The 22,079-nt window shown below is 64.1% G+C and carries 21 protein-coding genes; 9 read left to right on the top strand and 12 right to left on the bottom strand.

Annotation, left to right across the window (positions count from 1 at the left end; genetic code table 11):
• Positions 1–4 precede the first annotated feature (4 nt).
• The 9 genes from ACSYDV_RS21800 to ACSYDV_RS21760 all read right to left on the bottom strand — a co-directional run bounded on the left by ACSYDV_RS21800 (position 5) and on the right by ACSYDV_RS21760 (position 8,488).
• Complete coding sequence (locus tag ACSYDV_RS21800; protein ID WP_438326176.1) at positions 5–664, bottom strand: hypothetical protein; 660 nt, start codon at positions 662–664, stop codon at positions 5–7.
• 55 nt (positions 665–719) lie between these two features.
• Positions 720–1,127 (bottom strand): ExbD/TolR family protein, encoded by a 408-nt coding sequence (locus ACSYDV_RS21795; RefSeq protein ID WP_294028452.1) that lies wholly within the window; start codon positions 1,125–1,127, stop codon positions 720–722.
• A 12-nt stretch (positions 1,128–1,139) separates the two neighbouring features.
• Complete coding sequence (locus ACSYDV_RS21790; protein WP_438326175.1) at positions 1,140–2,831, bottom strand: DUF2341 domain-containing protein; 1,692 nt, start codon at positions 2,829–2,831, stop codon at positions 1,140–1,142.
• Positions 2,832–2,841: 10 nt separating this feature from the next.
• On the bottom strand, positions 2,842–4,509 hold the full coding sequence (locus ACSYDV_RS21785) for a ShlB/FhaC/HecB family hemolysin secretion/activation protein (protein WP_438326174.1): 1,668 nt from the start codon (positions 4,507–4,509) through the stop codon (positions 2,842–2,844).
• A 251-nt stretch (positions 4,510–4,760) separates the two neighbouring features.
• Positions 4,761–5,558: a response regulator transcription factor gene (locus tag ACSYDV_RS21780; protein ID WP_438326173.1), complete on the bottom strand. Its 798-nt coding sequence runs from the start codon at positions 5,556–5,558 to the stop codon at positions 4,761–4,763.
• A 72-nt stretch (positions 5,559–5,630) separates the two neighbouring features.
• Positions 5,631–6,581 (bottom strand): FecR family protein, encoded by a 951-nt coding sequence (locus tag ACSYDV_RS21775; protein WP_438326172.1) that lies wholly within the window; start codon positions 6,579–6,581, stop codon positions 5,631–5,633.
• A 14-nt stretch (positions 6,582–6,595) separates the two neighbouring features.
• A complete protein-coding gene (locus ACSYDV_RS21770) occupies positions 6,596–7,108 on the bottom strand; it encodes an RNA polymerase sigma factor (RefSeq protein ID WP_438326171.1) in 513 nt (170 codons plus the stop codon).
• Positions 7,109–7,175: 67 nt separating this feature from the next.
• Positions 7,176–7,847, bottom strand: coding sequence for an energy transducer TonB family protein (locus tag ACSYDV_RS21765; RefSeq protein ID WP_438326170.1), 672 nt, complete (start codon positions 7,845–7,847; stop codon positions 7,176–7,178).
• A complete protein-coding gene (locus tag ACSYDV_RS21760) occupies positions 7,844–8,488 on the bottom strand; it encodes an STN domain-containing protein (RefSeq protein WP_438326169.1) in 645 nt (214 codons plus the stop codon). Before ACSYDV_RS21760 ends, ACSYDV_RS21765 begins: the two co-directional genes overlap by 4 nt.
• Before the next feature lie 298 nt (positions 8,489–8,786).
• On the opposite strand from ACSYDV_RS21760, the gene ACSYDV_RS21755 reads away from it, so the two are divergent.
• From ACSYDV_RS21755 to ACSYDV_RS21735, 5 genes are all read left to right on the top strand, one after another.
• Positions 8,787–9,281, top strand: a complete 495-nt coding sequence (locus ACSYDV_RS21755) for a GFA family protein (RefSeq protein WP_438326168.1) — start codon at positions 8,787–8,789, stop codon at positions 9,279–9,281.
• Between the two features lie 184 nt (positions 9,282–9,465).
• Positions 9,466–10,644, top strand: a complete 1,179-nt coding sequence (purT, locus tag ACSYDV_RS21750; RefSeq protein WP_438326167.1) for a formate-dependent phosphoribosylglycinamide formyltransferase — start codon at positions 9,466–9,468, stop codon at positions 10,642–10,644.
• A 401-nt stretch (positions 10,645–11,045) separates the two neighbouring features.
• Entirely contained in the window at positions 11,046–13,859 is a 2,814-nt protein-coding gene (polA, locus tag ACSYDV_RS21745) for a DNA polymerase I (protein WP_438326166.1), read from the top strand.
• The gene (locus tag ACSYDV_RS21740) at positions 13,856–14,359 is read left to right on the top strand and encodes a hypothetical protein (RefSeq protein ID WP_438326165.1); all 504 of its coding nucleotides are present in this window, start codon (positions 13,856–13,858) and stop codon (positions 14,357–14,359) included. Before polA ends, ACSYDV_RS21740 begins: the two co-directional genes overlap by 4 nt.
• A 162-nt stretch (positions 14,360–14,521) precedes the next feature.
• A complete protein-coding gene (locus tag ACSYDV_RS21735; protein WP_438326208.1) occupies positions 14,522–15,190 on the top strand; it encodes a CDP-alcohol phosphatidyltransferase family protein in 669 nt (222 codons plus the stop codon).
• Positions 15,191–15,196: 6 nt separating this feature from the next.
• Here the strand turns inward: ACSYDV_RS21735 and ACSYDV_RS21730 are convergent, their stop codons facing one another.
• Entirely contained in the window at positions 15,197–16,090 is an 894-nt protein-coding gene (locus ACSYDV_RS21730) for a prephenate dehydratase (protein WP_438326164.1), read from the bottom strand.
• A 182-nt stretch (positions 16,091–16,272) separates the two neighbouring features.
• Between ACSYDV_RS21730 and ACSYDV_RS21725 the strand changes: the two genes are divergently transcribed.
• Together ACSYDV_RS21725 and ACSYDV_RS21720 are read left to right on the top strand one after the other, a co-directional pair.
• Positions 16,273–16,926, top strand: coding sequence for a c-type cytochrome (locus ACSYDV_RS21725; RefSeq protein ID WP_438326163.1), 654 nt, complete (start codon positions 16,273–16,275; stop codon positions 16,924–16,926).
• Complete coding sequence (locus tag ACSYDV_RS21720) at positions 16,926–17,357, top strand: c-type cytochrome (RefSeq protein ID WP_438326162.1); 432 nt, start codon at positions 16,926–16,928, stop codon at positions 17,355–17,357. Before ACSYDV_RS21725 ends, ACSYDV_RS21720 begins: the two co-directional genes overlap by 1 nt.
• A gap of 87 nt (positions 17,358–17,444) precedes the next feature.
• Here the strand turns inward: ACSYDV_RS21720 and ACSYDV_RS21715 are convergent, their stop codons facing one another.
• On the bottom strand, positions 17,445–18,317 hold the full coding sequence (locus ACSYDV_RS21715; protein WP_438326161.1) for an LOG family protein: 873 nt from the start codon (positions 18,315–18,317) through the stop codon (positions 17,445–17,447).
• A gap of 37 nt (positions 18,318–18,354) precedes the next feature.
• Complete coding sequence (locus ACSYDV_RS21710; RefSeq protein WP_438326160.1) at positions 18,355–19,056, bottom strand: extensin family protein; 702 nt, start codon at positions 19,054–19,056, stop codon at positions 18,355–18,357.
• Positions 19,057–19,227: 171 nt separating this feature from the next.
• Between ACSYDV_RS21710 and ACSYDV_RS21705 the strand changes: the two genes are divergently transcribed.
• Both ACSYDV_RS21705 and serA read left to right on the top strand, forming a co-directional pair.
• The gene (locus tag ACSYDV_RS21705) at positions 19,228–20,355 is read left to right on the top strand and encodes a phosphoserine transaminase (protein ID WP_438326159.1); all 1,128 of its coding nucleotides are present in this window, start codon (positions 19,228–19,230) and stop codon (positions 20,353–20,355) included.
• Between the two features lie 114 nt (positions 20,356–20,469).
• Positions 20,470–22,056, top strand: coding sequence for a phosphoglycerate dehydrogenase (gene serA, locus ACSYDV_RS21700; protein WP_438326158.1), 1,587 nt, complete (start codon positions 20,470–20,472; stop codon positions 22,054–22,056).
• The last annotated feature ends 23 nt before the right edge of the window (positions 22,057–22,079 follow it).

Below are 22,079 nucleotides of genomic sequence, written 5' to 3'. Positions count from 1 at the left end.
GATTTCACGCCTGGTTGAGTTGAAGAGTGATCTGGTTGGGGACGCCCGCGGGCGGCGGCGTGTCGATCCGGTTAAGCCCGCGCAGCGTCTGGAGCAGTTCGGCCTCGAGATCGGCCGGGCGGACGCCCGACAATCCCAGGATTTCGAGCTGCCCCGACCCCGACACACGAACCCGGACGCGAAACTGGAAGCTTGCCTGCGCAAGGTTCGGCCGCTTGCGAAGTTGCCGCATCAGCGCGCGCTGGACGAGTTCGGCATAGGCACGCGACGCGCCGCTGCCGCCCTTGCCGGTGCCGCCGATCATCGGACCACTGCCGGTCCCGCCCTGCCCGCGCGGACCGCCCGAAAAGGCACCGCTGTCGCTGGTCGGATCCTGCAGCAGGCTCGACAGGTCGCCGGCCGGCGGGTTGGTGCTCGCCGGTTGTGAGGGCGAGAGTGGGTCGGGCTGAACCGCTTGCGCGGTTTCGGCGACCTTCTCGACCTCCTCGGGCGGCTGCTCGGTGAGTTCGGGCGGAGGCGGAGGCGGAGGCGGCGGGACGGCGAGGTCGAACATCTCGACCTCTTCGTCGCGCACGCGCTCCTCGACCTTGTCGAGGCCCGCGAACCACCAGGCGGCCAGCAACAGCGCAAGTATCAGCGCGGCCGGCCCGGCGGCCCGTTTCATGTCGGGCGTCTTCCGGAGGGATGGGAAAGCGGTCATGGCCGGTCCGATACCCAACTCAGCCCGCGGGCTTTTCGGCGGGCAGGCCGATCTTGGTGATGCCCACGCCCTTCAGCACGTCGAGCACCTCGACGACCTTGCCATAGGCGGCCTGTGTGTCACCGCGGATGACCACGGGGACTTCGGGATCCTCGGCGAAACGCTGGCGCATCTCGGCCTCAAGCTCGGCAGTCGTCGTCGGCGCGCCGTTGAGATAAAGGTCGCCCGTCGAGGCGACGCTGATCGCCTGCGTCTGCGAGGCCTCCAGCGTCTGGCGGTTCGACGCCTGCGGCAGGTCGAGTTCGATGCCCGCCACTTGCGCCGTCGCCATCAGGATGAAGATGACGATCAGCACATAGGCAAGGTCGAGCATCGGAACGACGTTGATCTCGTCGTAAATGGCGTCTTCGTCTTGAACTTTAGCCATGAGCCCGGCTCCTTAGGCGCCATATTCTTCGGCAATCCGCGCGACGAGAGCGTCGGCGAACGAGCGATTGGCGGCGTTGATGCGCTTGATCCGGGTGAGGATCAGGTTGTAGCCAAACAGCGCGGGGATCGCGACAGCGAGGCCGGCGGCGGTGGCGAGCAGCGCCGCGGCAACCCCCGGTGCGATCGCGTTGACGTTGACGTTCCCCTGCGCCGCGATCGCAGCGAAGGTGATCATCACCCCGACCACGGTACCGAGCAGGCCAAGGAACGGTCCCCCGGCGATCGAGAGCGTCAGGATGACGAGCTTGTCCGACAGGCTGTACGCCTGGTTCGACGATACGGCGTCGACCCGCGCTTTAAGTGCTTCGATCGCTGGCGCGGTAAAGCGTGCGCGCCCCGCCTGCGAACGGTTGGCGACTTCCTGGAGGCCCGCCTTGTAAAGCTGCGACAGCGTCGAGCTGGGGGTCTTTTCGGCGTGCTCGCCAAGCGCCGCACCATCGAGCTGCGCTTCGGTCGCATAGGCCTTTTCGAACTGGCCGTTCTCGGTTTCGATCCGCTTCAGGAGGCGGAACTTCTGCACCATCACGCGGATCGCGAGCACCAGCAGGATGGCGCAAAGCGCGATGACGAGCCAGCCTTCGATCGTGACGCTTTTGACGACAGTCACGAAATAGCCGAGCTCGAAATGCCCGCTGCGTTCCTGTTCGGCGCCGAAGGTCACAAGGCCGCGACCATTGTCCGACCGCGCGACGGCCTGCACATAGCCCGCGCTGCGATCGGCGGCGGCGAAGCGCAGATTGTCGATCTGGCCAGCAAAGCCTTGACCGACGACGATATCACCCTGCTGTGCGGGAAGCGCCGCGCTACCGGTTCCGGCGGGTGCGCCGTTGACGTAAAGTTCGGCGCGGCCGTTACCACGGACGACGAGCGCGATATGGTTCCAGCCGCCCGGCTTCAGCGCCGCGCTCGACGGGATCGGCACGCCGCCGACGGTCGCGACGGGGCTAAGGCCGGAAAGGGCGATCGAGAAGGACCCGGCGCGGTCGACAACGCTGCCGCCGCCCGCTGCACCCGGCTTGACCCATGCCATGAAGGTAAAGGGACGGCCGCCGATATTGAGGCTGCTCGAACCCGTGATCTGCAGCACTTCCTTGCCGCTGAACACCGCCGATTGGCCCGCGAAGCCCGCCGAGGTCGGGACGGTCGACACGCTATTATTGTTGCGCGTCCGGTCCTTCACCGGTGATCCCGAGAAATCGAGCGCGAGGATTTCCGACGCGTCGAACACCCCCGCCGGATTGGCGGTCGAGGCCACGTCGCCGCCATAATAAAGGTGATAGGTCTGGCTCGACGCCGGGTCGAGGCCGACGCCCTTCACCCACACCGTCGCAAGTCCCGACTTCGGGTCGAAATTCTCGACATAATGGTCGACGCGTTCGCCCTTGGGTCCAGCGACGCGCAGATCCGCGCCGTCGGGCTTCACATCGTCGAACGCAAAGGTCTGCGTCGACAGGCGCAGCACGAAGGGAAAGGTCGCGGTCCTGGCGTCGAGGCCCGCACCATCCGCACCCGGCTTGACCACGATTTCCTTGCGCACCGACAGCTTGTCGTCGAGCCAGGCGGCGTCTTGCGTTTGCCCCGCCGCGGACATGGAAAACAGGCCGATCGCGGCCGCGACCGCTCCGAAAATCAGTTTCTTCATGGGTATTTCCTCAGTATTTCAGGCCGACTTTGAAGTGCGCACGCAGGCCGCCCAAATCGTCTTGGGCAGGCTGCCCCGACTTCGTCGGATCCGATCGAAATTGATAAGCAAGGTCGAGTTGACCGTAGAAAATCTTGTACAGGTCGAACTTGGTCGTCAGGCCGGCACTGCCGAGCCAGAAGGACGATTTTTCTTCGGGAAGCGGGCTTTCGATCCAGGCGTATCCGCCCTCCAGAAAAGCCGCGACGCGCCAGTCGAACTTGTCGTTGCCGGTCGGGAGCTTGTATCCGAGCTCCAGCGACAGCCGCGCGCCGCTGTCGCCGAGCGCTTCCGCTTCGCGATAGCCCCGGATGCTGCCGACCCCGCCGAGCACGAATTGCTCGTTCGAAATCAGCGGAGCGGGGGCAAGCTGCCAGTCGAGCGCCGCACGCAGGTCGAAATCATTCTGGAGCTGGCGGTTATAGACGCCGCTGCCATAGAAATAGATGAAGCTGGCTTCGGCCCCGGCGCGCTTGCCGACCGATTCCTCGTTCACATTCGGCGTCAGCGGATTGTCGGGGATATAGCCGAATTCGCGCTGGCGGCCGACGAGGCCGTCGAAGGCGAAGGTCGCGCCGATACTGAATTCGCCGTTCGATTGCGTGTTGCCGCCCAGCCAGCGATATTGCGCGGTGAACGGCAGATAGGTGATCGGTGTGTCGAAGGTCAGTGTCTCGCCCGTTTCGGGATCGACGAGGCCGATCTGGTCGAGATAATCCTTGTAGTCGACGCCGAACAGCAGCGACTGCACCGTTCCCTGCGGCGAATTGCCGAGCGTCCGCATGAAGCGCCCACCGACCGTCAGGCCGTTGCCGAGGACGGTCAGTCCGCCGACGGTCGCGACATCGGTGTTCGAATTGACGATATAGCCGAGCAGGCTCGACCGGCCGTAACCGATCGGCGCATAATAGGAGCCCGACACGACCTGGACCTGATCGAAATCCTGCGGCGCGGTCTGAAAGAAGATGTTCGCGCTGTGGCCGGCCTGCCAGAGATTGTCGTAGTTGGCCGATACATTGAGGCGAAAGCGTTCGGTCGAGCGGTTATACTGGTCGCTCACCTCGATCGACGCGCCCCACGGCTTCTTGTCCTCGACCGCCAGTTCGATATCGACGGTGCCCGGCGCCGTGCCGGCCTTGAACTCGGGGGTGATCGTGCGGGTCGTGCGCGCGTTCGCCGATGACAGTTCCTGCTGGAGCGTCGGGACATTGGGAACGGTGCCGGGCTTCAGGCTGGGCAGCGCGCCGCGAACCTCACTCGGCAGCACGAAGTCGGCGCCCGTCACGCGGACGCGGCCGACCTTGCCTTCGGTGACGACCAACTCGAGAATGCCCGAACTCACGTCCTGCTGCGGGATTTCGACGACGACCGTCGCATAGCCGCGATCGCGATACGCCTTTTCAAGCTCACCGCGCGCGACCTCGACGTCGGGCACGCTCTTGCCGTAACCCGCGTGCGGCATCAGCACCGTCTGGATGTCGGCTGCGGCGAGCACCGAATTGCCGCGCACGACATATTCCATGACGTCGAAACGGAATTCTTCCGTCGCGGCCGCCGGCTGCGCGGTGTCGTCGCCCGTCTCGTCCTGCGCCATTGCCGGATTGGCGGCAAGCATCGCAAGCAGGCTTGCCGTCGCCATCCATCCGCATGCGGGACGAGAAACATCTCGTCCTTCCTTCAATCTCATTCCAGCCATCGCAGTGCAACGCCCCCGGGTAAGCCGAATCGGTCCGTCCGATTCTCTCTCGATGAGCGCTGCGCTACGGATTCACTGTTACACGGAAAATACTAACCCTTTTAATTAGTTATCATGATTTTCAAACAGCACAAAAGGCCCGGATCAGTATTGATCCGAGCCAGTTTGTGGACATTATTTATTGAATTTGTTCGCTATATTCGTTCTGTCTGCGAACGATCTTGTGATTTCGGTTCGCGGCGACCCGGCCAGGGCGCGTCCAGCACCGCGAAACGCGTTATCGCGTCTGCGCGACTGCGCACGTTCAACTTTTCCCTTATTCCCCGAAAGTGGAATTTGACCGTCTCCTCGACGATCTCCAGCCTTTCGGCGATGCCGTTGTTCGTCAGCCCCTGTGCGGCAAGTTCGAGAATCTCGATCTCCCGGCGTGTCAGCGGCGCGCTGACGCGAATGAGCGACAGCCGCTCGATCGTGCGCGCAGTCAGCGCGGTCGCGGCGAAGAATAGATCGAGAAAGGATGGCGACAATCCGCGCAACACCGGCTGCGGCGCGATAGCATCAGCAATGGCGACGCGCCCGCCGCGTCCCCAGACGGCAACACTCGCGCCGCCTTCGATCCCGGCCTTACGCAGCTGAGCCATCAACTCTCTCGCGGCAAAGCTTCTTTCGCCGGGCCATTCGCAGCCGGTCCAGACAAAGGGATCGATCGATCGCCGCGCAAACCGCCGGATCGGGTCCCGCCCGTCGAACCCGGCTTCGCGCAGGCGATCGGACGTCTCGCTCGTCAGCGTCGACCATTGGACCGTCTGGTTGACGAGGTCGCCCGGCGGGATGAATGTCAGGATCAGATCGGGCAGGTCATGGCTCTGCAGGAATTCGGCCAGCAGGTCGAACGCCTCTTTGCGCGCGCGTATCTGGCCCAGCCGGCCCGACAGCGCGGGCAGCCCGGCGTCGAGCATCTTTGGCGGCTCCAAGGCTAGATAAGCACCCATTTCGTCCCCTTCGCTTTCATGACGTTCGGGAACCCGGAAATGCGAAATCTTTTTTTCGACGGGACCGCCGCGTCAGTTCCGCAGGATCGCCACGCCACCGGGCAGCCGCGTGACCTTCATGTCCAATGATCTTGCGATGTGATCGACCGCAACATCCGCGCGCTCAAGATGGATCACGCCGCTGATCCGGGCGTCGTTCCGGCTTCCCAGAAGATAGACGCGCCCGGGGCGATAGCGATTGAGTTCGGCGATCACTTCGCCCGCCGGACGATCCTTGAACAGGAACATGTCGCGCTGCCACGCGGTGCTGGTTTCTGCGACATCGCGCGGTGTCTGTCGTACCGTGCCCGCCCGGAAATCGAGACTGGCCCCGGCCTCGACCGTCGTACGGCCTTCGGATGAAACGACCTCGATCCGCCCTTCCAGACAGGCGACCCGCATCAGGCCGCCGTCCGATCGCATCGAAAAGCGCGCGACGCGGGCGCGGATCTCGACATCGTTCGCCGTCGCAATCAACTGGCGCCCGGGGTCGCAGGTCGCCGAAATCAAAGCCTCGCCTTGCGACAGTTCCACGCGCGGCGAGGCGGCGTCCGCCCAGAACAGCAGGCGCGAATCGGTGTTGAGCTCGGCGCTGACTTCGGGCTCCAGCCGGACGCTACGGCGCTCGCCCTTGCCCGTGCGATACTCCCTGGCTCCTGCCGGAACGGGCGCAACCAGTGGCATGATCGCCACCGCCGCGATCGCGGCCATGGCTGCCCCGCCGCCCAGAAACCAACGGCGCGAAAGCCCTTCGCCGGCCACCGGCAATGCAGCACCACCGGACAGCGCCGGCCCAAGCTGTTCCCACAGCCGCACCGCCTGACGAAAGGCCCCTTCATTTTCTTCGTTTTGCGCGCGCCAAGACAACAGCATATCGACGTCGCGCTGCGTCGCCTCGCCCGATTTCAGGCGCACGACCCAGCTACGCGCCATCGCGTCCCGGTCAGGCCGTCCCCCCAGTTCATTGTTATCAGGCGTCGTCAACTTGGATCAGTCCTTCAATGACGAGACGGTTTCTGCTGGCCATAAGCGAAATCCTCCCGTTCACTCTTCTTCAGATATTCGGCGCAATGATCGAGCGCGCTGCGCAGCTCCATTTCGATAGTGCGCGTTGTTACGCCCATCTCGGCGGCGATTTCCCTGCACGAGCGCTCGTGAACGCGGACGGCGATCAGCACCATGCGCCGCCTTTCGGTCAGGGTGGAGATCGCCGCTTCGAGCTGCCCGATCGCTTGGCGATCCTCCGCCGTGCGCGCCGCGGAGGGTGCCGGATCGGGAATGTCGAACGCCGCCTCGACCTGCTCCGCCAGCGAAAGCCGGCTCGCCGACCGCCGCAGGTCCGAAGCAGCGTTCAGCGTGAGACGAAAGAGATAGGCAGGCGCGTTGCGGACCAAATAGGATTTTTCCGTCGTGCGCAGTTTGACATAGACTTCGTTGAGCGCCTCGTCGGCAAGGTCGGCCGAGCCGAGACGACGGCGCAGCCGCTCCCGGAAATCGGGATAAAGTTGCATAAAGCGCTGAAGGAGGGCGAAGGTCTCCATCGCGCTAGCGGACCGGCGGGGACGGGCGCACCGGCACTCACCCCTGGACCTGAAAGTCGATGGGCACATCGACCTCGACCGGAGCGACCAGTTCGCCCGGCACTTGCGGCAAAGGCTCGGACCGCCAGAGCGCGGCAAGCGCCTTTTCGCCAATCAGACCATTCGGCGAGCGCAGCACACGTGCATCGACGACGCGCCCGTCACGGGCGACCCGGAACCGCAATATAACCAGCCCCGCGTCGTTCCGGCCGATGCGATCGCCACGGCGCCGGCTGTGCGCCGCAATATGTTTGCGCAAGATGGCACCATAGGCCGACTTGCCCGCCCCCATCAGCGGATCGTCCGCCAGCAAGCTCGCCAATTCGGCGTCGAATTTCGCATTCCCGGCGGCGGGGGCGTTGCTCGCCCCCTTCATCCGGAGCGCCATGTCGCTCCGCTCCTGCGTGAAGGACAGTTCGCGCACATCGGGATCCCCACCCCCCGCGCGCGAAGGGCCTGCCGCAGGCTCGGGCGCCAGAAGCTCGACCGTCAGCGGCTCACCATTCTCCGCCAACCGGGAGCCGGCCGCACCATTGCCGATATGGGCAAGGCTGAAGAGGATAATCCCACCGACGTGAAGGAATAGCGAGAGCGCAATCGCGGCCCCAAGCCCTCTGCCGTTCGACACGGCGCGCCGACCCTTGCCGTCGATCTCGATAGCGCCGATCACTGCGCGACGATCCGCAGCCCGACCGGCTGAGGCATATTCGCGGGCGGCGGTGAGCCGACCTTCATGCCATCGAGCAGCCTGCGCGCCGTGCCGAGCGCTTCCTCGTTACTCCCTGCGCCAAAGCCGTCGAGACCGACGATGCGTCCGTCCGCCGACAGCCAGACATAGAGCGTGAAATCATAGGATCGCGCGCCCAATTCGCTCGACCGGCGCAAAAGCGCGAGGCTGGCCCCCAGCAGCTTTTCGCCATACCAGCGATATTCGTCATTGCCCGCACGAAAGGCGGAGGTCAGCACATCGATCTCTTCGAGCGACATGTCGGGGGCCGCCTGTTGCTCGGGTCGTTCGAGGATGATCGCATCGGGCCGTGTGAAACGCGGCACCAGCCCGCTTCCATTCAGCATTTGCATCAGGGCGTCATAAGCCGTCCGGGCCTTTTGCACCGAAGCCGCTCTTTTGCCTTCAACCAGCTCTTCGGCAACGACCACATCATATCCGTTGCGCTTGCCGAACTGGCGCAGCGCGTCGGCAAGCGGCTGACCCGCCGTGACTCCCCAATCATCCTGTTGTCCGCGCGCAGCAACGGGCTCAGCCACCAGCACTTGCAACAGCAACGCCAGTGACAGAAGGAATGTACGCAACACCCCACCGCCGGAATATCTCGTCCGCCCCATTTAGCCTGATCGACCCCTCATAGAGACCATCGCCGAAATGCAGGCGAGTTGCGCTGCCAGCGTTGCAGTTTGGTGACCATGCGCTGTCGACGGCACCAAAACGCGAACTGAATGGAAATCACGGCAGCCGACCATCCCACGGCGGGGCCCGATGCGACAGCCAATCGGACGGCAGCTTAAAAAATCGTTCGGCTCATTCCAAAATGGGTGATGACGGCATTTCAGGATAAGCGTAACTTGCGAGCAAGAATGGGAGTAAATCGCAATGAGCCGTCCCGAACGCCTCGATGTCCAAGCCTCAGGTGGCTGCCAGTGCGGCGCGGTGCGCTATCATGCGGGCGCGATCCTCGACACGTCGCACATCTGCCATTGCCGCATGTGCCAGAAGGCGGCGGGCAATTATTTCGCGGCGCTGATCGGTATTCCGAAGGATGCGCTCAGCTGGACGCGCGGCACTCCCGCGACCTTCAAAAGTTCGGATCAGGTCGAGCGCGGTTTCTGCCGGGCATGCGGCACCCCGCTCTATTATGATTATGCGGCAAGCAAGCATCTGAGCGTCACCACCGGATCGCTCGACAATCCGGCGGACTTTCCGCCGCGGGTCCAGTTCGGTGTCGAGGGGCGGATGCCGTGGTTCGATACGCTTCCCGGCCTGACCGAAGAGGGCACGACCGAAGACACGATGAGCGATCTCGTCGGCGCGATCCGGGCAAGCAATCACCAGCATCCCGACCATGATACCGCGAATTGGCCGGAGTGAAGGCAGTACAACGCCCCGCCTCAGAGGGCGAAGCCCGCGATTCAGACACTCAGCGTCCGGCCGAAGACACGTCGGATCAACCTGACCGGTGCGGACGCCATTGCGGACGGGCGCGTTGAACAAACGCGCATTGCGCTTCGCCGCGATATAGGGTGTGGATGTGGCTTCAGATTCGGAGCTGCATATGACCCCCACCGCCACCATCCTCCTCCTCGGCTCGGGCGAACTCGGCCGCGAGTTCGTCATTTCGGCCAAGCGCCTCGGATGCCGCGTGATCGCGTGCGACAGTTACGCAGGGGCGCCCGCGATGCAGGTCGCCGATGGCTTCGAGGTCTTCTCGATGCTCGACCGCGACGCGCTGCGCAAGGCGGTCGAGACATATCGCCCGGACCATATCGTTCCCGAGATCGAAGCGATCCGCACCGAAATACTGGTCGAACTGGAGGCCGAGGGTTTCCACGTCGTCCCGTCGGCGCGCGCCGCACAGCTGACGATGAACCGCGACGCGATCCGTGATCTTGCCGCGAGCGAGTTGGGGCTTGTCACCTCGACCTTCGAATATGCGACGAGCCGCGAGGAACTGGCTGCCGCCGCGGCGCGGATCGGTTTCCCGCTCGTCGTCAAACCCGTCATGTCATCGTCGGGCAAGGGCCAGAGCACGGTCAAGGACGCTGCCGGGGTCGACGGTGCGTGGGACTATGCCGCCGCCGGGATGCGCGGCGACCGGCTGCGCGTGATCGCCGAAGCCTTCATCGACTTCGACTATGAAATCACGCTGCTGACCATCCGCCACAAGGACGGCGTCTCCTTCTGTCCCCCGATCGGCCACCGCCAGGAACGCGGCGACTATCGCGAAAGCTGGCAACCCGCCGCCATGTCCGCCGCCGCGCTCGCGAGCGCGCAAGCGATGGCGACCAAGGTCGTCGATGCCCTTGGCGGCCATGGCATTTTCGGCGTCGAATTTTTCGTCAAGGGCGACACGGTCATCTTCTCCGAACTCTCGCCCCGCCCGCACGATACGGGCATGGTAACACTCATCTCCCAGCGGCTCACCCAGTTCGACCTTCACGCGCGCGCAATCCTCGGCCTGCCCATCCCCGGCATCGCAGCGCCCGACGCGAGCGCGAGCGCGGTGCTGCTCGCCGACCGCGATGCCGAAAATTTCGCGATCTCCGGCCTCGCCGACGCGCTTGCCGCGCCCGATGCCGAAACCGCGATCGACGCCCGCATCTTTGGCAAGCCGGTGACGCGCCCCTGGCGCCGCATGGGGATCACGCTGGCGCGCGTCGAAGGAGGCGACACCGACGAAGCCCGCACCGCCGCGGTCGCGGCGGCGGCGAAGCTCGTTATCGATTATCGATAACGCGACCCCAAGACCGGTTTCGACCGAAAGTCGACTTCGCCTTACTCGTCATCCCGGACTTGATCCGGGATCCACAGCAGCGTTGAAGTCATGGACCCCGGATCAAGTCCGGGGTGACGAAGTGGTGACGGCTGCTAACGACCGTTACTTATCGTAAAAGCCCTCTCCCTTTGGGAGAGGGTTGGGTGAGGGTGTGTGAGGCTTCGCAACCGGCAATTTCAGCAATCTACCGGCGATCCCCTCACCCAACTTCGGCTAGGTTGCTATGCAACCAAGCCTGCGTACCCCTCTCTCGACGGGAGAGGGGAATGGCAGCTCCCCACCCCAAAGCCGACGCTCGCACCCGACCTTGGCTTCGACATAGCTAGGCCGCCCCACTCACCCCTGCTACACCGCGCCGCATGTCCCAAAAGAATCATCTCTACCTCGTCGACGGCTCCGGCTATATCTTCCGCGCCTATCACCGCCTGCCGCCGCTGACGAACCCGCAAGGGGTCCCTGTCGGCGCGGTTTACGGCTATACGACGATGTTGTGGAAACTGGCGAAGGATCTTCACGACGCCGACGGTCCGACCCATCTGGCGGTCATTCTCGACCACAGCGGCAAGTCGTTTCGCAACGATATCTATGCCGATTACAAGGCCCACCGTCCGCCCGCTCCCGAAGATCTGGTGCCGCAATTCCCGCTGATCCGGGACGCGACGCGCGCCTTTTCGCTACCCTGCATCGAACTTGAGGGTTTCGAGGCTGATGACCTGATCGCCTGCTATACCGAGGCGGCCGTCGCAGCGGGCTGGGACGTCACCGTCGTCAGCAGTGACAAGGATTTGATGCAACTCGTCCGTGAGCCGGACGGCGCGCCGCACGTCGATATGCTCGACACGATGAAGAATGTCCGGATCGGCGAGGCCGGGGTGGTGGAGAAGTTCGGCGTCGGTCCGCAACTGGTCGGCGACATCCTCGCACTGATGGGCGACAGCGCCGACAATGTACCGGGCGTCCCGGGTATCGGCCCCAAGACCGCGACCAAGCTGATCGTCGAATATGGCAATCTGGAAGCCGTGCTCGCGGCTGCGCCGGCTATGAAGCCCGGCAAGCTCCGCGACAATCTGATCGAACATGCCGACAAGGCGCGATTGTCGCGCGTTTTGGTCGAACTGAAATGCGACATTCCGCTGCCCGATGCGCTCGACGACCTCAAGCTGGGCGCGATTCCGCCCTTGCCGCTCAAGGCCTTTCTCGATGAGCATGGCTTTCGCTCGCTCTCGGCAAAGGTCGATACGGGTGCGACGCCGGGCGGTCCGCCGACATTGCCGCGCGCCGGCGCAACGCCTGGCGCACCAGCCGCCGACGCGTCATCGACCCCGACCTTGCCGCCGATGCCCGCAATCGACCGTTCCGCCTATGAATGTGTGACGACGGTCGATGCGCTCGACCGCTGGATCGCCGAAGCCAGGGCGGCGCATGTCGTCGCGGTCGATACCGAAACCGCCAGTCTCGACAGCGTCACCGGCCGTCTGGTCGGCGTCAGTCTGGCGACCGCGCCCGGCAAGGCTTGCTACATCCCGCTCGGCCACGGCGGCACCGACATGTTCGCCGAAAAGCCCGACCAGATCGCGATGGACGACGCCCTCGGGCGCCTTCGCGCGCTGTTCGCGGACGACGCCGTGCTGAAGGTCGGCCACAATCTGAAATATGACATCGGTGTGCTCGCGCAGCACGGGGTGACCATCGCGCCCTATGACGACACGCTGGTGATGAGCTTCGCACTCGACGCGGGCAAGCATCAGCATGGGCTCGACGAGCTGGCGAAACTGCACCTCGATCACACCTGCCTGACTTTCAAGGAAATGTGCGGGACGGGAAAATCGCAGATCAGCTTTGCCGAAGTCCAGCTCGACCGCGCGACCGAATATGCCGCCGAAGATGCCGATGTCGCGCTGCGGCTGTGGAAAATGCTCAAGCTGCGTCTGCCGATCGAGGGCGGGACGCGTATCTACGAAATGGTCGACCGTCCGCTCGCCGCCACCGTCGAGACGATGGAACGCGCCGGCATCATGGTCGATCGCGAATATCTCGCCAAATTGTCGGGTGAGTTCGCGACCGAAATGCTGCGTATCGAGGGCGAAGTTCACGGTCTGGCGGGTCAACCCTTCTCGATCGGCAGCCCCAAGCAGCTTGGCGAAATCCTGTTCGACAAGCTCGGGCTCAAGGGGGGACGCAAGGGCAAGTCCGGCGACTGGTCGACCGACCAGAGCGAACTTGAGCGGTTGGAACGCGACGGCGTACCGATCGCGCGCAAGATTCTTGAGTGGCGCCAGCTGGCCAAGCTCAAGTCGACCTATACCGACGCACTTCAGCAACAGATCAACGCCAAAACCGGTCGCGTCCACACCAGCTACAGCCTCGTCGGCGCGCAGACGGGGCGGCTGTCGTCGACCGACCCCAATTTGCAGAATATCCCGATCCGTACCGAAACCGGTCGTCAGATCCGCGACGCCTTCATCGCGGCGCCCGGCCGTGTGCTGATCGCCGCCGACTATAGCCAGATCGAACTTCGGCTCGCGGCGCACATGGCGGACGTTCCCGAACTCAAGGAAGCCTTTGCGCAGGGACAGGACATCCACAGCGCGACCGCGATCGAATTGTTCGGCGAAAGCAATCGTGACACCCGCGGCAAGGCAAAGACGGTCAATTTCTCGATCCTCTATGGCATTTCGCGCTGGGGGCTTGCGGGGCGGCTCGAAATCACCCCAGACGAGGCTCAGGCACTGATCGCCCGCTATTTCGAGCGTTTCCCGGGCATTTCGGACTATATCACCGACACGCTCGAAGGCGTCCGCGCGACGGGCTATACCGAAACGCTGTTCGGCCGGAAAACCTGGTTCCCGCGCATCAAGGCCGCGAGCCAGAATGAACGCGCGGGCAGCGAACGCGCCGCGATCAACGCGCCGATCCAGGGAACGAGCGCCGACCTGATCAAGCGCGCGATGGCGCGGATGCCGAAAGCGCTGGCGGACGCTGGCCTGTCCGACGTCAAAATGCTGCTCCAGGTCCACGACGAACTGGTGTTCGAGGCACCCGAGGACAAGGCGGCGGCCGCCAGCGAAGTCATCCGCGCGGTGATGGCGGGTGCCGCCGAACCCGCGCTCAAGCTGTCGGTCCCGCTTGAAGTGGAAATTGGCACCGGAAAAAGTTGGGGCGAAGCGCATTGATCGCGGCGTTGATGCTGTTGGCGGCGCTAGCCGCCGATCCCCTCGCCGCGCAGTCGCTTCCCCAGGCCGAAGTTCCCGCGCCGAATCCCGGGTCGATCGCCGACGCCGATATCCGGGAATTCGCCGCACTCGCGGGCCGCAAGATTGCGGGGCAGCCGGTCGGCGGCCCCTATGCCACCGCCGACAAATTGCTGCTGCTGACCCGCGACAAAAATGGCTATCCCACCATCGGGACCAGCATTGGCATGCCGACGCGGCAGTCGCTGCCGCCGCCGCCGCCGGGCACGCTGGCCATTGTCCGTCTGCGCCAGAAATCGGAAACCATCGTTCCAGGCCCCTCGGCCGACGATCTTGCCTTTGTCGCGGCAAACAAATTTCCGCTCTTCGTCGTCGGCGAATGGGCACGCCCCGCACCGATGTGGGAAATTGCCTGGCTCGGCGACGCGGTTCGCTTTCGTACCGTCGGCGAAGTCGGCGAAATCGGCCCCTGGCAGGACTGAAAGGCCGCATCGGCGCCATCTCTCTCGGCTGAATAGCGCCCCTGACAAGGCACGTTGAGACCTACGCCCTTCCCCGCTCTGCCATTTCTTTCTATGGCGAGGCCATGACAGCTGGCTGACACCTTTGTGACAGCCCTGACGAAGGCCCCTTTTTTGAGCAATATCAACCCCACCGCTGCCAAGCCGCCCGTGCGAATCCAGCAAAATATCCTCGCCCGCAGCGAACGGCGGCTGCTGAACTGGCTGTGCCCGCGCCTTCCCGCCTGGGTCACGCCCGACCAGTTGACCACGCTGGGCTTTGCCGGCGCGGTGATGGTGGCGGCAGGTTATGTGCTCAGCTGGCTCGACAGCGAATGGCTGGGGCTTTCGCTTCTGGGCTATGTCGTCAACTGGTTCGGAGATTCGCTGGACGGCAGCCTCGCGCGCTGGCGCCGCATCGAACGCCCGTCCTATGGCTATTTCGTCGACCATAGCGTCGATGCGATGGGGACATTGCTGATGATCGGCGCGATCGGGGTCAGCCCCTATATGCGTCTCGACGTCGCGCTGATGGCGATCGTCGGCTATTTCCTGCTGTCGATCCACACCTTCCTCGCCGCGAAGGTCGTCGGCGAATTCCGCCTGTCCTATATGGCAGGCGGGCCGACCGAGCTCAGGCTGATGCTGATGACGATGACCGTGTTGATGCCGATCGTCGGCGCGGGGCTGGTGCCGCACACGCCCTTTTCCGCCTTTGACCTGTTCGCGCTGGTCGTCGCCAGCATATTGGTGACCCTGTTCATCCTTCAGAGCTATGCCACCGCGCGCGTCCTCGCGCGCCGGGGTGAATAGCGCCACCTAGCCCCGGACGCGCGCCATCGGATAGGTGCCGAGCAAGCGCAGCGACTTGGTCTGGAAATCCAGCTCTTCGAGCGCGCGGTCGATATTTTCGTCGCCCGGCGCACCGACGATGTCGGTGTAGAATTGCGTCGCGGCAAAGCTGCCCGCGACCTGATAGCTTTCCAGCTTGGTCATATTGACGCCATTCGTCGCAAAGCCGCCGAGCGCCTTGTAAAGCGCCGCGGGAATATTCTTCACCTCGAACATGAAGGTCGTCATCAGCGGCCCGCGGGCCGCCGACAGATCGGCGAGCGGCTCGCGCGCCAGAATGACGAAGCGCGTCATATTATGGTCCGCATCTTCCATTCCGGTGCCATGCAGCGTCAGCCCGTAAAGCTCGGCGGCGTGCGGCGGCGCCAGCGCCGCGAGCCCGACCTCGTCGCTGTCGGCGACCCACGCGGCCGCGCCCGCAGTGTCGCTGTGCGCGACCGGCGAAATATGATTGGCCCGCAGCCATTTGCGGCACTGGCCCAGCGCCTGCTCATGACTCATCGCTCGCGTTATCGGACCGAGGTCGCGGCTCATCAGGCCATAACGGATCGGCAGGAAATGCTCGCCGACGATCGACAGTCCCGATTCGGGCAGCAGGAAGTGAATATCGGCGACGCGGCCGTGCAGGCTGTTTTCGATCGGGATGATAGCCCGGTCGACGCGGCCTTCGCGCACGGCGTCGATCGCATCCTGAAAGGAATAGCAGGGGAGCGGCAGCGAATCCGGATCATATTCGCGCGCGGCAAGATCGCTGTTCGCGCCCGGGGCGCCCTGAAAGGCAAGGCCGCGCGCCGGATCGGCCAAGGCCGCAACCTTCATTTCGTCAACCAACCGCTGTGCCGAAGCCGTATAACTGCCCATGTCTGCCCTTCCGCGCCCGAACCGCGGCGCATAGCGGGGCGAACGCAGCCACGCAACCGGAGCGACGGCCGATTCATCGGCGCGCGCCCCCTTGCGCCGCCGTGCCCGCACCAGTAAGGGAGCGACCAAATCAGATCATGCGTCCCGATCAAGGGCGCGAACGAACACGGGGCTTGCAGAGCATGGACAATCGCAACAACACTATTGCTGGCTGGGTATTGTTTGCCGGCATTTGCGCACTGGGCCTGACGATCGGATCGAGCATGATCTTCGCCGGCCACGCCCCCGAAAAGCCCGGTTTTCCCATTGAGGACGCCGATGGCGGCGCGGGCGGCGGAAAGCCGGCCGTGCCGATCGCCAATCTGCTCGCCGCCGCCGATCCGGCAAAGGGCGAAGCCGTGTTCGCCAAATGCGCCGCCTGCCACACGATCAATTCGGGCGGTGCCAACGGCATCGGCCCGAATCTGTTCGGCGCGCTGGGCAAGGCTCACGGCCATGTCCCGGGCTTCGCCTATTCGGACGCGCTCAAGGGCGTTCCGGGCAATTGGGATTTCGCTGGCATGGACGCCTGGCTGACCAGCCCGCGTAAATATGCGCCCGGCACCAAAATGTCCTTCGCTGGCCTCAGCAGCCCCGAAGATCGCGCGAACCTGATCGTCTACATGAACAGCATGGGTTCGAACCTGCCGCTGCCCGCACCCGAAGCCGCCCCGGCTGAAGGCGCTGCGGCGGCTCCGGCCGATGCCGCTGCGGCTCCCGCCGATGGCGCAGTTCCCGCCGCCGCACCGGCAGCCGATGCCGCCGCGGCTCCCGCTCCGGCCGAAGCCAAGAAATAATGCGCCTCGCGCCCGTCCTGTTGGCGGGTGCTTTCGCCCTCGCAGGCTGCGGCAAGAGCGACCAGCCCGCCGATGCACCGGCGGGCGGAGGTACCGCCGTCGAAGCGCCCGCACCCACGATCGAACCGACCGCCGCCATGGGCGAACAGGTCTTCCGGCGCTGCGATGCTTGCCATACGATCGACGCGGGCGGCGGGAACGGCATTGGCCCGAACCTCCACGGCATTGTCGACCGTCCGGTCGCCTCGCACGCAGGATTCTCCTATTCAGGCGCGATGAAGGCCAAGGGCGGCACCTGGGACGCCGCCGCACTCGATGCCTTTCTGGCAGAACCGATGAAGGCGCTGCCCGGAACGCGCATGGCGTTCGCCGGGGTCATCGACCCCGCCGATCGCAAAGCGCTGATCCTGTATATGGAAACGCAGAAATAGCGTCGCTCCCGCGAAGGCGGGAGCCGCTGGCAACTTGGCGCTTGGCCGAGAGCGGCCCCCGCCTTCGCGGGGGCGACGCCCTTTTCCTCAATCCGGCTCGATCGCCGCGTAGAAATCCTGGATGATCTTCCACGCCTCGTCCGCGGTTTCAACGAACTTGAACAGGTCGAGATCGCGGGCGCTGACCACGCCCTCCTCGACCAGCGCATCGAAATTGACCACACGGCGCCAGAATTCCTCGCCGAACAGCACGATCGGGATCGGTTTGATCTTGCCGGTCTGGATCAGGGTCAGCAGCTCGAACATCTCGTCGAACGTGCCAAAGCCGCCGGGGAAAACACAAACCGCCCGCGCGCGAAGCAGAAAGTGCATCTTGCGCAGCGCGAAATAATGGAACTGAAAGCTGAGGTCCGGGGTCACGAACCGGTTCGGCGCCTGTTCGTGCGGCAACACGATATTGAGCCCGACCGATTCCTTGCCCTCGTCGGCCGCGCCGCGATTCGCAGCCTCCATGATCGACGGACCTCCGCCCGAACAGACGACGAAGTGGCGGCAGCCGTTTTCATCGCACGGCACCTGGCTTGCGATCCGCGCGAGCGCCCGCGCCTCTTCATAATATTTCGCCTTGGCCTTCAGCCGGCGCGCGATGTTGCGGCTGGCGTCGTCGGTCGCCGCGGCTTCGAGTGCGTCGGCCACTGCCGGCTCGGGGATGCGCGCCGAGCCATAGATGACGAGCATCGATTCGATCTTGGCTTCGTCGAGCAGCAATTCGGGCTTGAGCAATTCCAGCTGGAAGCGCACCGGGCGCAAATCCTCGCGCAGCAGGAACTCCTTGTCCTGAAACGCCAGCTTATATGCGGCACTGGCGGTCTGCGGGGTCGTGGTCGCCTGTTTGGCGAACTGCGCGTCATCCTTGGCTTTGTGGAAACGCGAACGATGGGGTTGTTTATCTTCTGTCATTAACGGACGGCTAGCGCCTTCCGCGCGCAAAGCCAAGTCAGCGGCAGTAACCGTTGCCGCTCATGTCCATGTGAAAATGATTATAATGGGCGGCGTTATAGTCGGGGCCCAGCACCGTGCCGAACCGCCGGCACGCCGATGTGTGGAGCGCGCGCAGGAAATCCTGCGACGGTTTGTCGCCCTTCCATCCGCCATCGAGCATGATCCGCCGCCCGTCAGCGAGGACGAATCCCGATATGTCGATCGCGTTCGACGATGCATGCTGCGACAAGCGGCCCGATCGGCCGCCATAGATGTTGCGGCAACTATAGGTGCCAAAGGTCTCGATCTTCACCACTTCGGTCCCGAAAAATTTTCGCGCCGCGGGCTTTACCGCATATTGCGCCCAAGCTGCGAAGTTGCGCGCGAGCGGACAGGTCATCGCGCCAAGATTGGTCGTCGGCGTTCCGATGTCGAGCAGCTTTACCGAATCGATCGAACTGCATCCGCCGCCATGGTCCTCATTGGCCAGCGGCGTGAACCGCACCCCCGCCTGCTTCAGATCGACCGCGCATTGCCGCGATTCGGCGCTCGTGAAAGAGGGTGTGCTGTTAATTTGCGGGCGCTTGCCGGCGCTTGTCGACGGGCGCTTCGAATCGCCACGCTTCATGACGTCGGGGGAACCGAAACAGGCCGAAAGCGACAGGGCCGCGGCGGCCGCCATAAGCATCCGGGGCTTCAGGAACGGGGGGATCGCCATGGCGCCAATGTGCAACGAATATAGTTAACATGTCGCTAACCTATTTGCTCGGCTCGTCGATAATTTCACACGCCCGAAGCAATTTGTTTGACAGTTGCGCCCGCCTCCCTAAACGCGGCGACGGGCCACGCGGTCCCAACGCCGCGCGAGCTCTCTGCAAGGAGAGAATATATGAGTGAAGTGCCGACACCCGAATTGCGCCCTGTGCGCCCCCATTTTTCTTCCGGCCCCTGCGCAAAACCGCCGGGCTGGGCCCCCGAAAAGCTCGACACCGAATGCCTCGGCCGCTCGCACCGCGCCAAGATCGGCAAGACGCGTCTGCAGCTGTGCATCGACCTGATGCGCGAAATGCTCCAGCTTCCCGACACCCACCGCATCGGCATCGTTCCGGGCTCCGACACCGGCGCCTTTGAAATGGCGATGTGGACGATGCTCGGCGCCCGCCCCGTCACGACGCTCGCTTGGGAGAGCTTCGGTGAGGGCTGGGTCACCGATGCCGCGAAGCAGTTGAAGCTCGACCCGACGGTCATTCGCGCCGACTATGGCCAGCTCCCCGATTTGACCGAGATCGACTGGTCGAACGACGTTCTTTTCACCTGGAACGGCACCACCAGCGGCGTGCGCGTCCCCAACGGCGACTGGATTGCCGAAGACCGCACCGGCCTCTGCTTCGCTGACGCAACCAGTGCCGTGTTCGCTTACGATCTGCCATGGGACAAGATCGACGTCGCGACCTTCAGCTGGCAGAAAGTGCTCGGCGGCGAAGGCGGCCATGGCGTACTGATCCTCGGCCCCCGCGCGGTCGAACGCCTCGAAACCTATACCCCGGCCTGGCCGCTGCCGAAGGTGTTCCGCCTCGTCTCGAAGGGTGCGCTGACCGAAGGCGTGTTCAAGGGCGAGACGATCAACACCCCGTCGATGCTCGCGGTCGAGGATGCGATCTTCGCCCTCGAATGGGCAAAGTCGATCGGTGGTCTCGAAGGCCTGAAGGCACGTAGCGATGCAAATGCCGCGGCGCTGGACAAGATCGTCGCCGACCGCGACTGGCTCTCTCACCTCGCCGCAGATCCCGCCAGCCGCTCGAAGACTTCGGTCTGCCTGTCGGTTGCCGGTGCCGACGCGGATTTCATCAAGAAATTCGCAGGACTGCTCGAGAAGGAAGGCGCCGCGTTCGACATCGCGGGCTATCGCGACGCCCCTGCGGGTCTGCGCATCTGGTGCGGCGCGACGGTCGACACCGCCGACGTCGAAGCCCTCGGCCCGTGGCTCGACTGGGCCTACGCCTCGCTCAACGGCTAACCTCGCTTAATCGTCATTCCCGCGAAGGCGGGAATCCAGCTTTTTCCGCCGTCATCGCCAGCATCATAGCAGGCCCCCGCCTTCGCGGGGTGACGGGAAAACAGGAATAGAAAAATGACCGCACCCAAAGTTCTCATTTCCGACAAAATGGACCCCAAAGCCGCCGCGATCTTCAAGGAACGCGGTATTCAGGTCGACGAAATCACCGGCAAGACCAAGGACGAGCTGATCGCGATGATCGGCGAATATGACGGCCTCGCGATCCGCTCGGCCACCAAAGTCACCGCAGAGGTTCTCGCCGCCGCGACCAATTTGAAAGTCGTTGGCCGCGCCGGCATCGGCGTCGACAATGTCGACATTCCGGAGGCGTCCAAAAAGGGCGTCATCGTGATGAACACGCCGTTCGGCAACAGCATCACCACCGCCGAACATGCGGTCGCAATGATGTTCGCCCTCGCCCGCCAGATTCCCGAAGCCAACACGCTGACGCAAGCGGGCAAATGGCCGAAGAATGATTTCATGGGCGTCGAACTGACCTCGAAGACCCTCGGCCTGATCGGTTGCGGCAATATCGGCAGCATCGTCGCCGAACGCGCGCTGGGTCTGCGGATGAAGGTTGTCGCCTTCGACCCCTTCCTGACCCCCGAACGCGCGATCGAGCTCGGTGTCGAAAAGGTCGATCTGGAAGGATTGCTGTCGCGCGCCGATTTCATCACGTTGCACACGCCGCTGACCGACCAGACGCGCAACATCCTGTCGGCCGAAAATCTCGCCAAGACCAAGAAGGGCGTGCGGATCATCAACTGCGCACGCGGCGGGCTGATCGACGAAGCCGCGCTGAAGGATGCGCTCGATTCGGGTCATGTCGCGGGCGCCGCCCTCGACGTGTTCGCGACCGAGCCGCCGTCGGCCGACCATCCGCTGTTCAGCACCCCGAACTTCATCTGCACCCCGCACCTCGGCGCCTCGACCGACGAAGCGCAGGTCAATGTCGCCATTCAGGTCGCCGAACAGCTGTCGGACTATCTCCTCACCGGCGGCATCACCAACGCGCTCAACGTCCCCAGCCTGTCGGCCGAGGAAGCCCCGAAGCTGCGTCCCTATATGGCGCTCGCCGAAAAGCTCGGCAGCCTGATCGGCCAGCTCGCCCACGACAACCTCACCACCATTTCGATCGAGGCCGAAGGCGCCGCCGCCGAACTCAACCTCAAGCCGATCACCGCCGCGGTGCTCACCGGCCTGATGCGCCGCTATTCGGACAGCGTGAACATGGTCAACGCACCGCATCTGGCACGCGAACGCGGGCTCGATGTGCGCGAAGTGCGCCATGATCGCGAAGGCGATTACCACACGCTGATCCGTGTCACCGTCGCGACCAGCCAGGGCGACCGTTCGGTCGCGGGCACGCTGTTCAGCAACGGCGACCCGCGCCTCGTTGAAATGTTCGGGATCAAGGTCGAGGCCGATCTCGACGGCGACATGCTCTATATCGTCAACGAAGATGCCCCGGGCTTCATCGGCCGCATCGGCACCACGCTGGGCGATGCCGGGCTCAACATCGGCACCTTCCACCTCGGTCGCCGCGATGCCGGCGGCGAAGCGGTGCTGTTGCTGTCGCTCGACTCGGCGATGCCCGAGCCGCTGCTGTGGCAGCTGTGCCAGCTGCCCGGCGTGAAGACGGTCAAGGGTTTGAAGTTTTAATCTAAAGTCCCCCTCCCGCTTGC

Source organism: Sphingopyxis selenitireducens, from assembly GCF_051550705.1.
Taxonomy (GTDB): domain Bacteria; phylum Pseudomonadota; class Alphaproteobacteria; order Sphingomonadales; family Sphingomonadaceae; genus Sphingopyxis.
The sequence above is the reverse complement of the archived record's forward strand: the minus strand, read 5'-3'. Positions and strand labels throughout refer to the sequence as shown.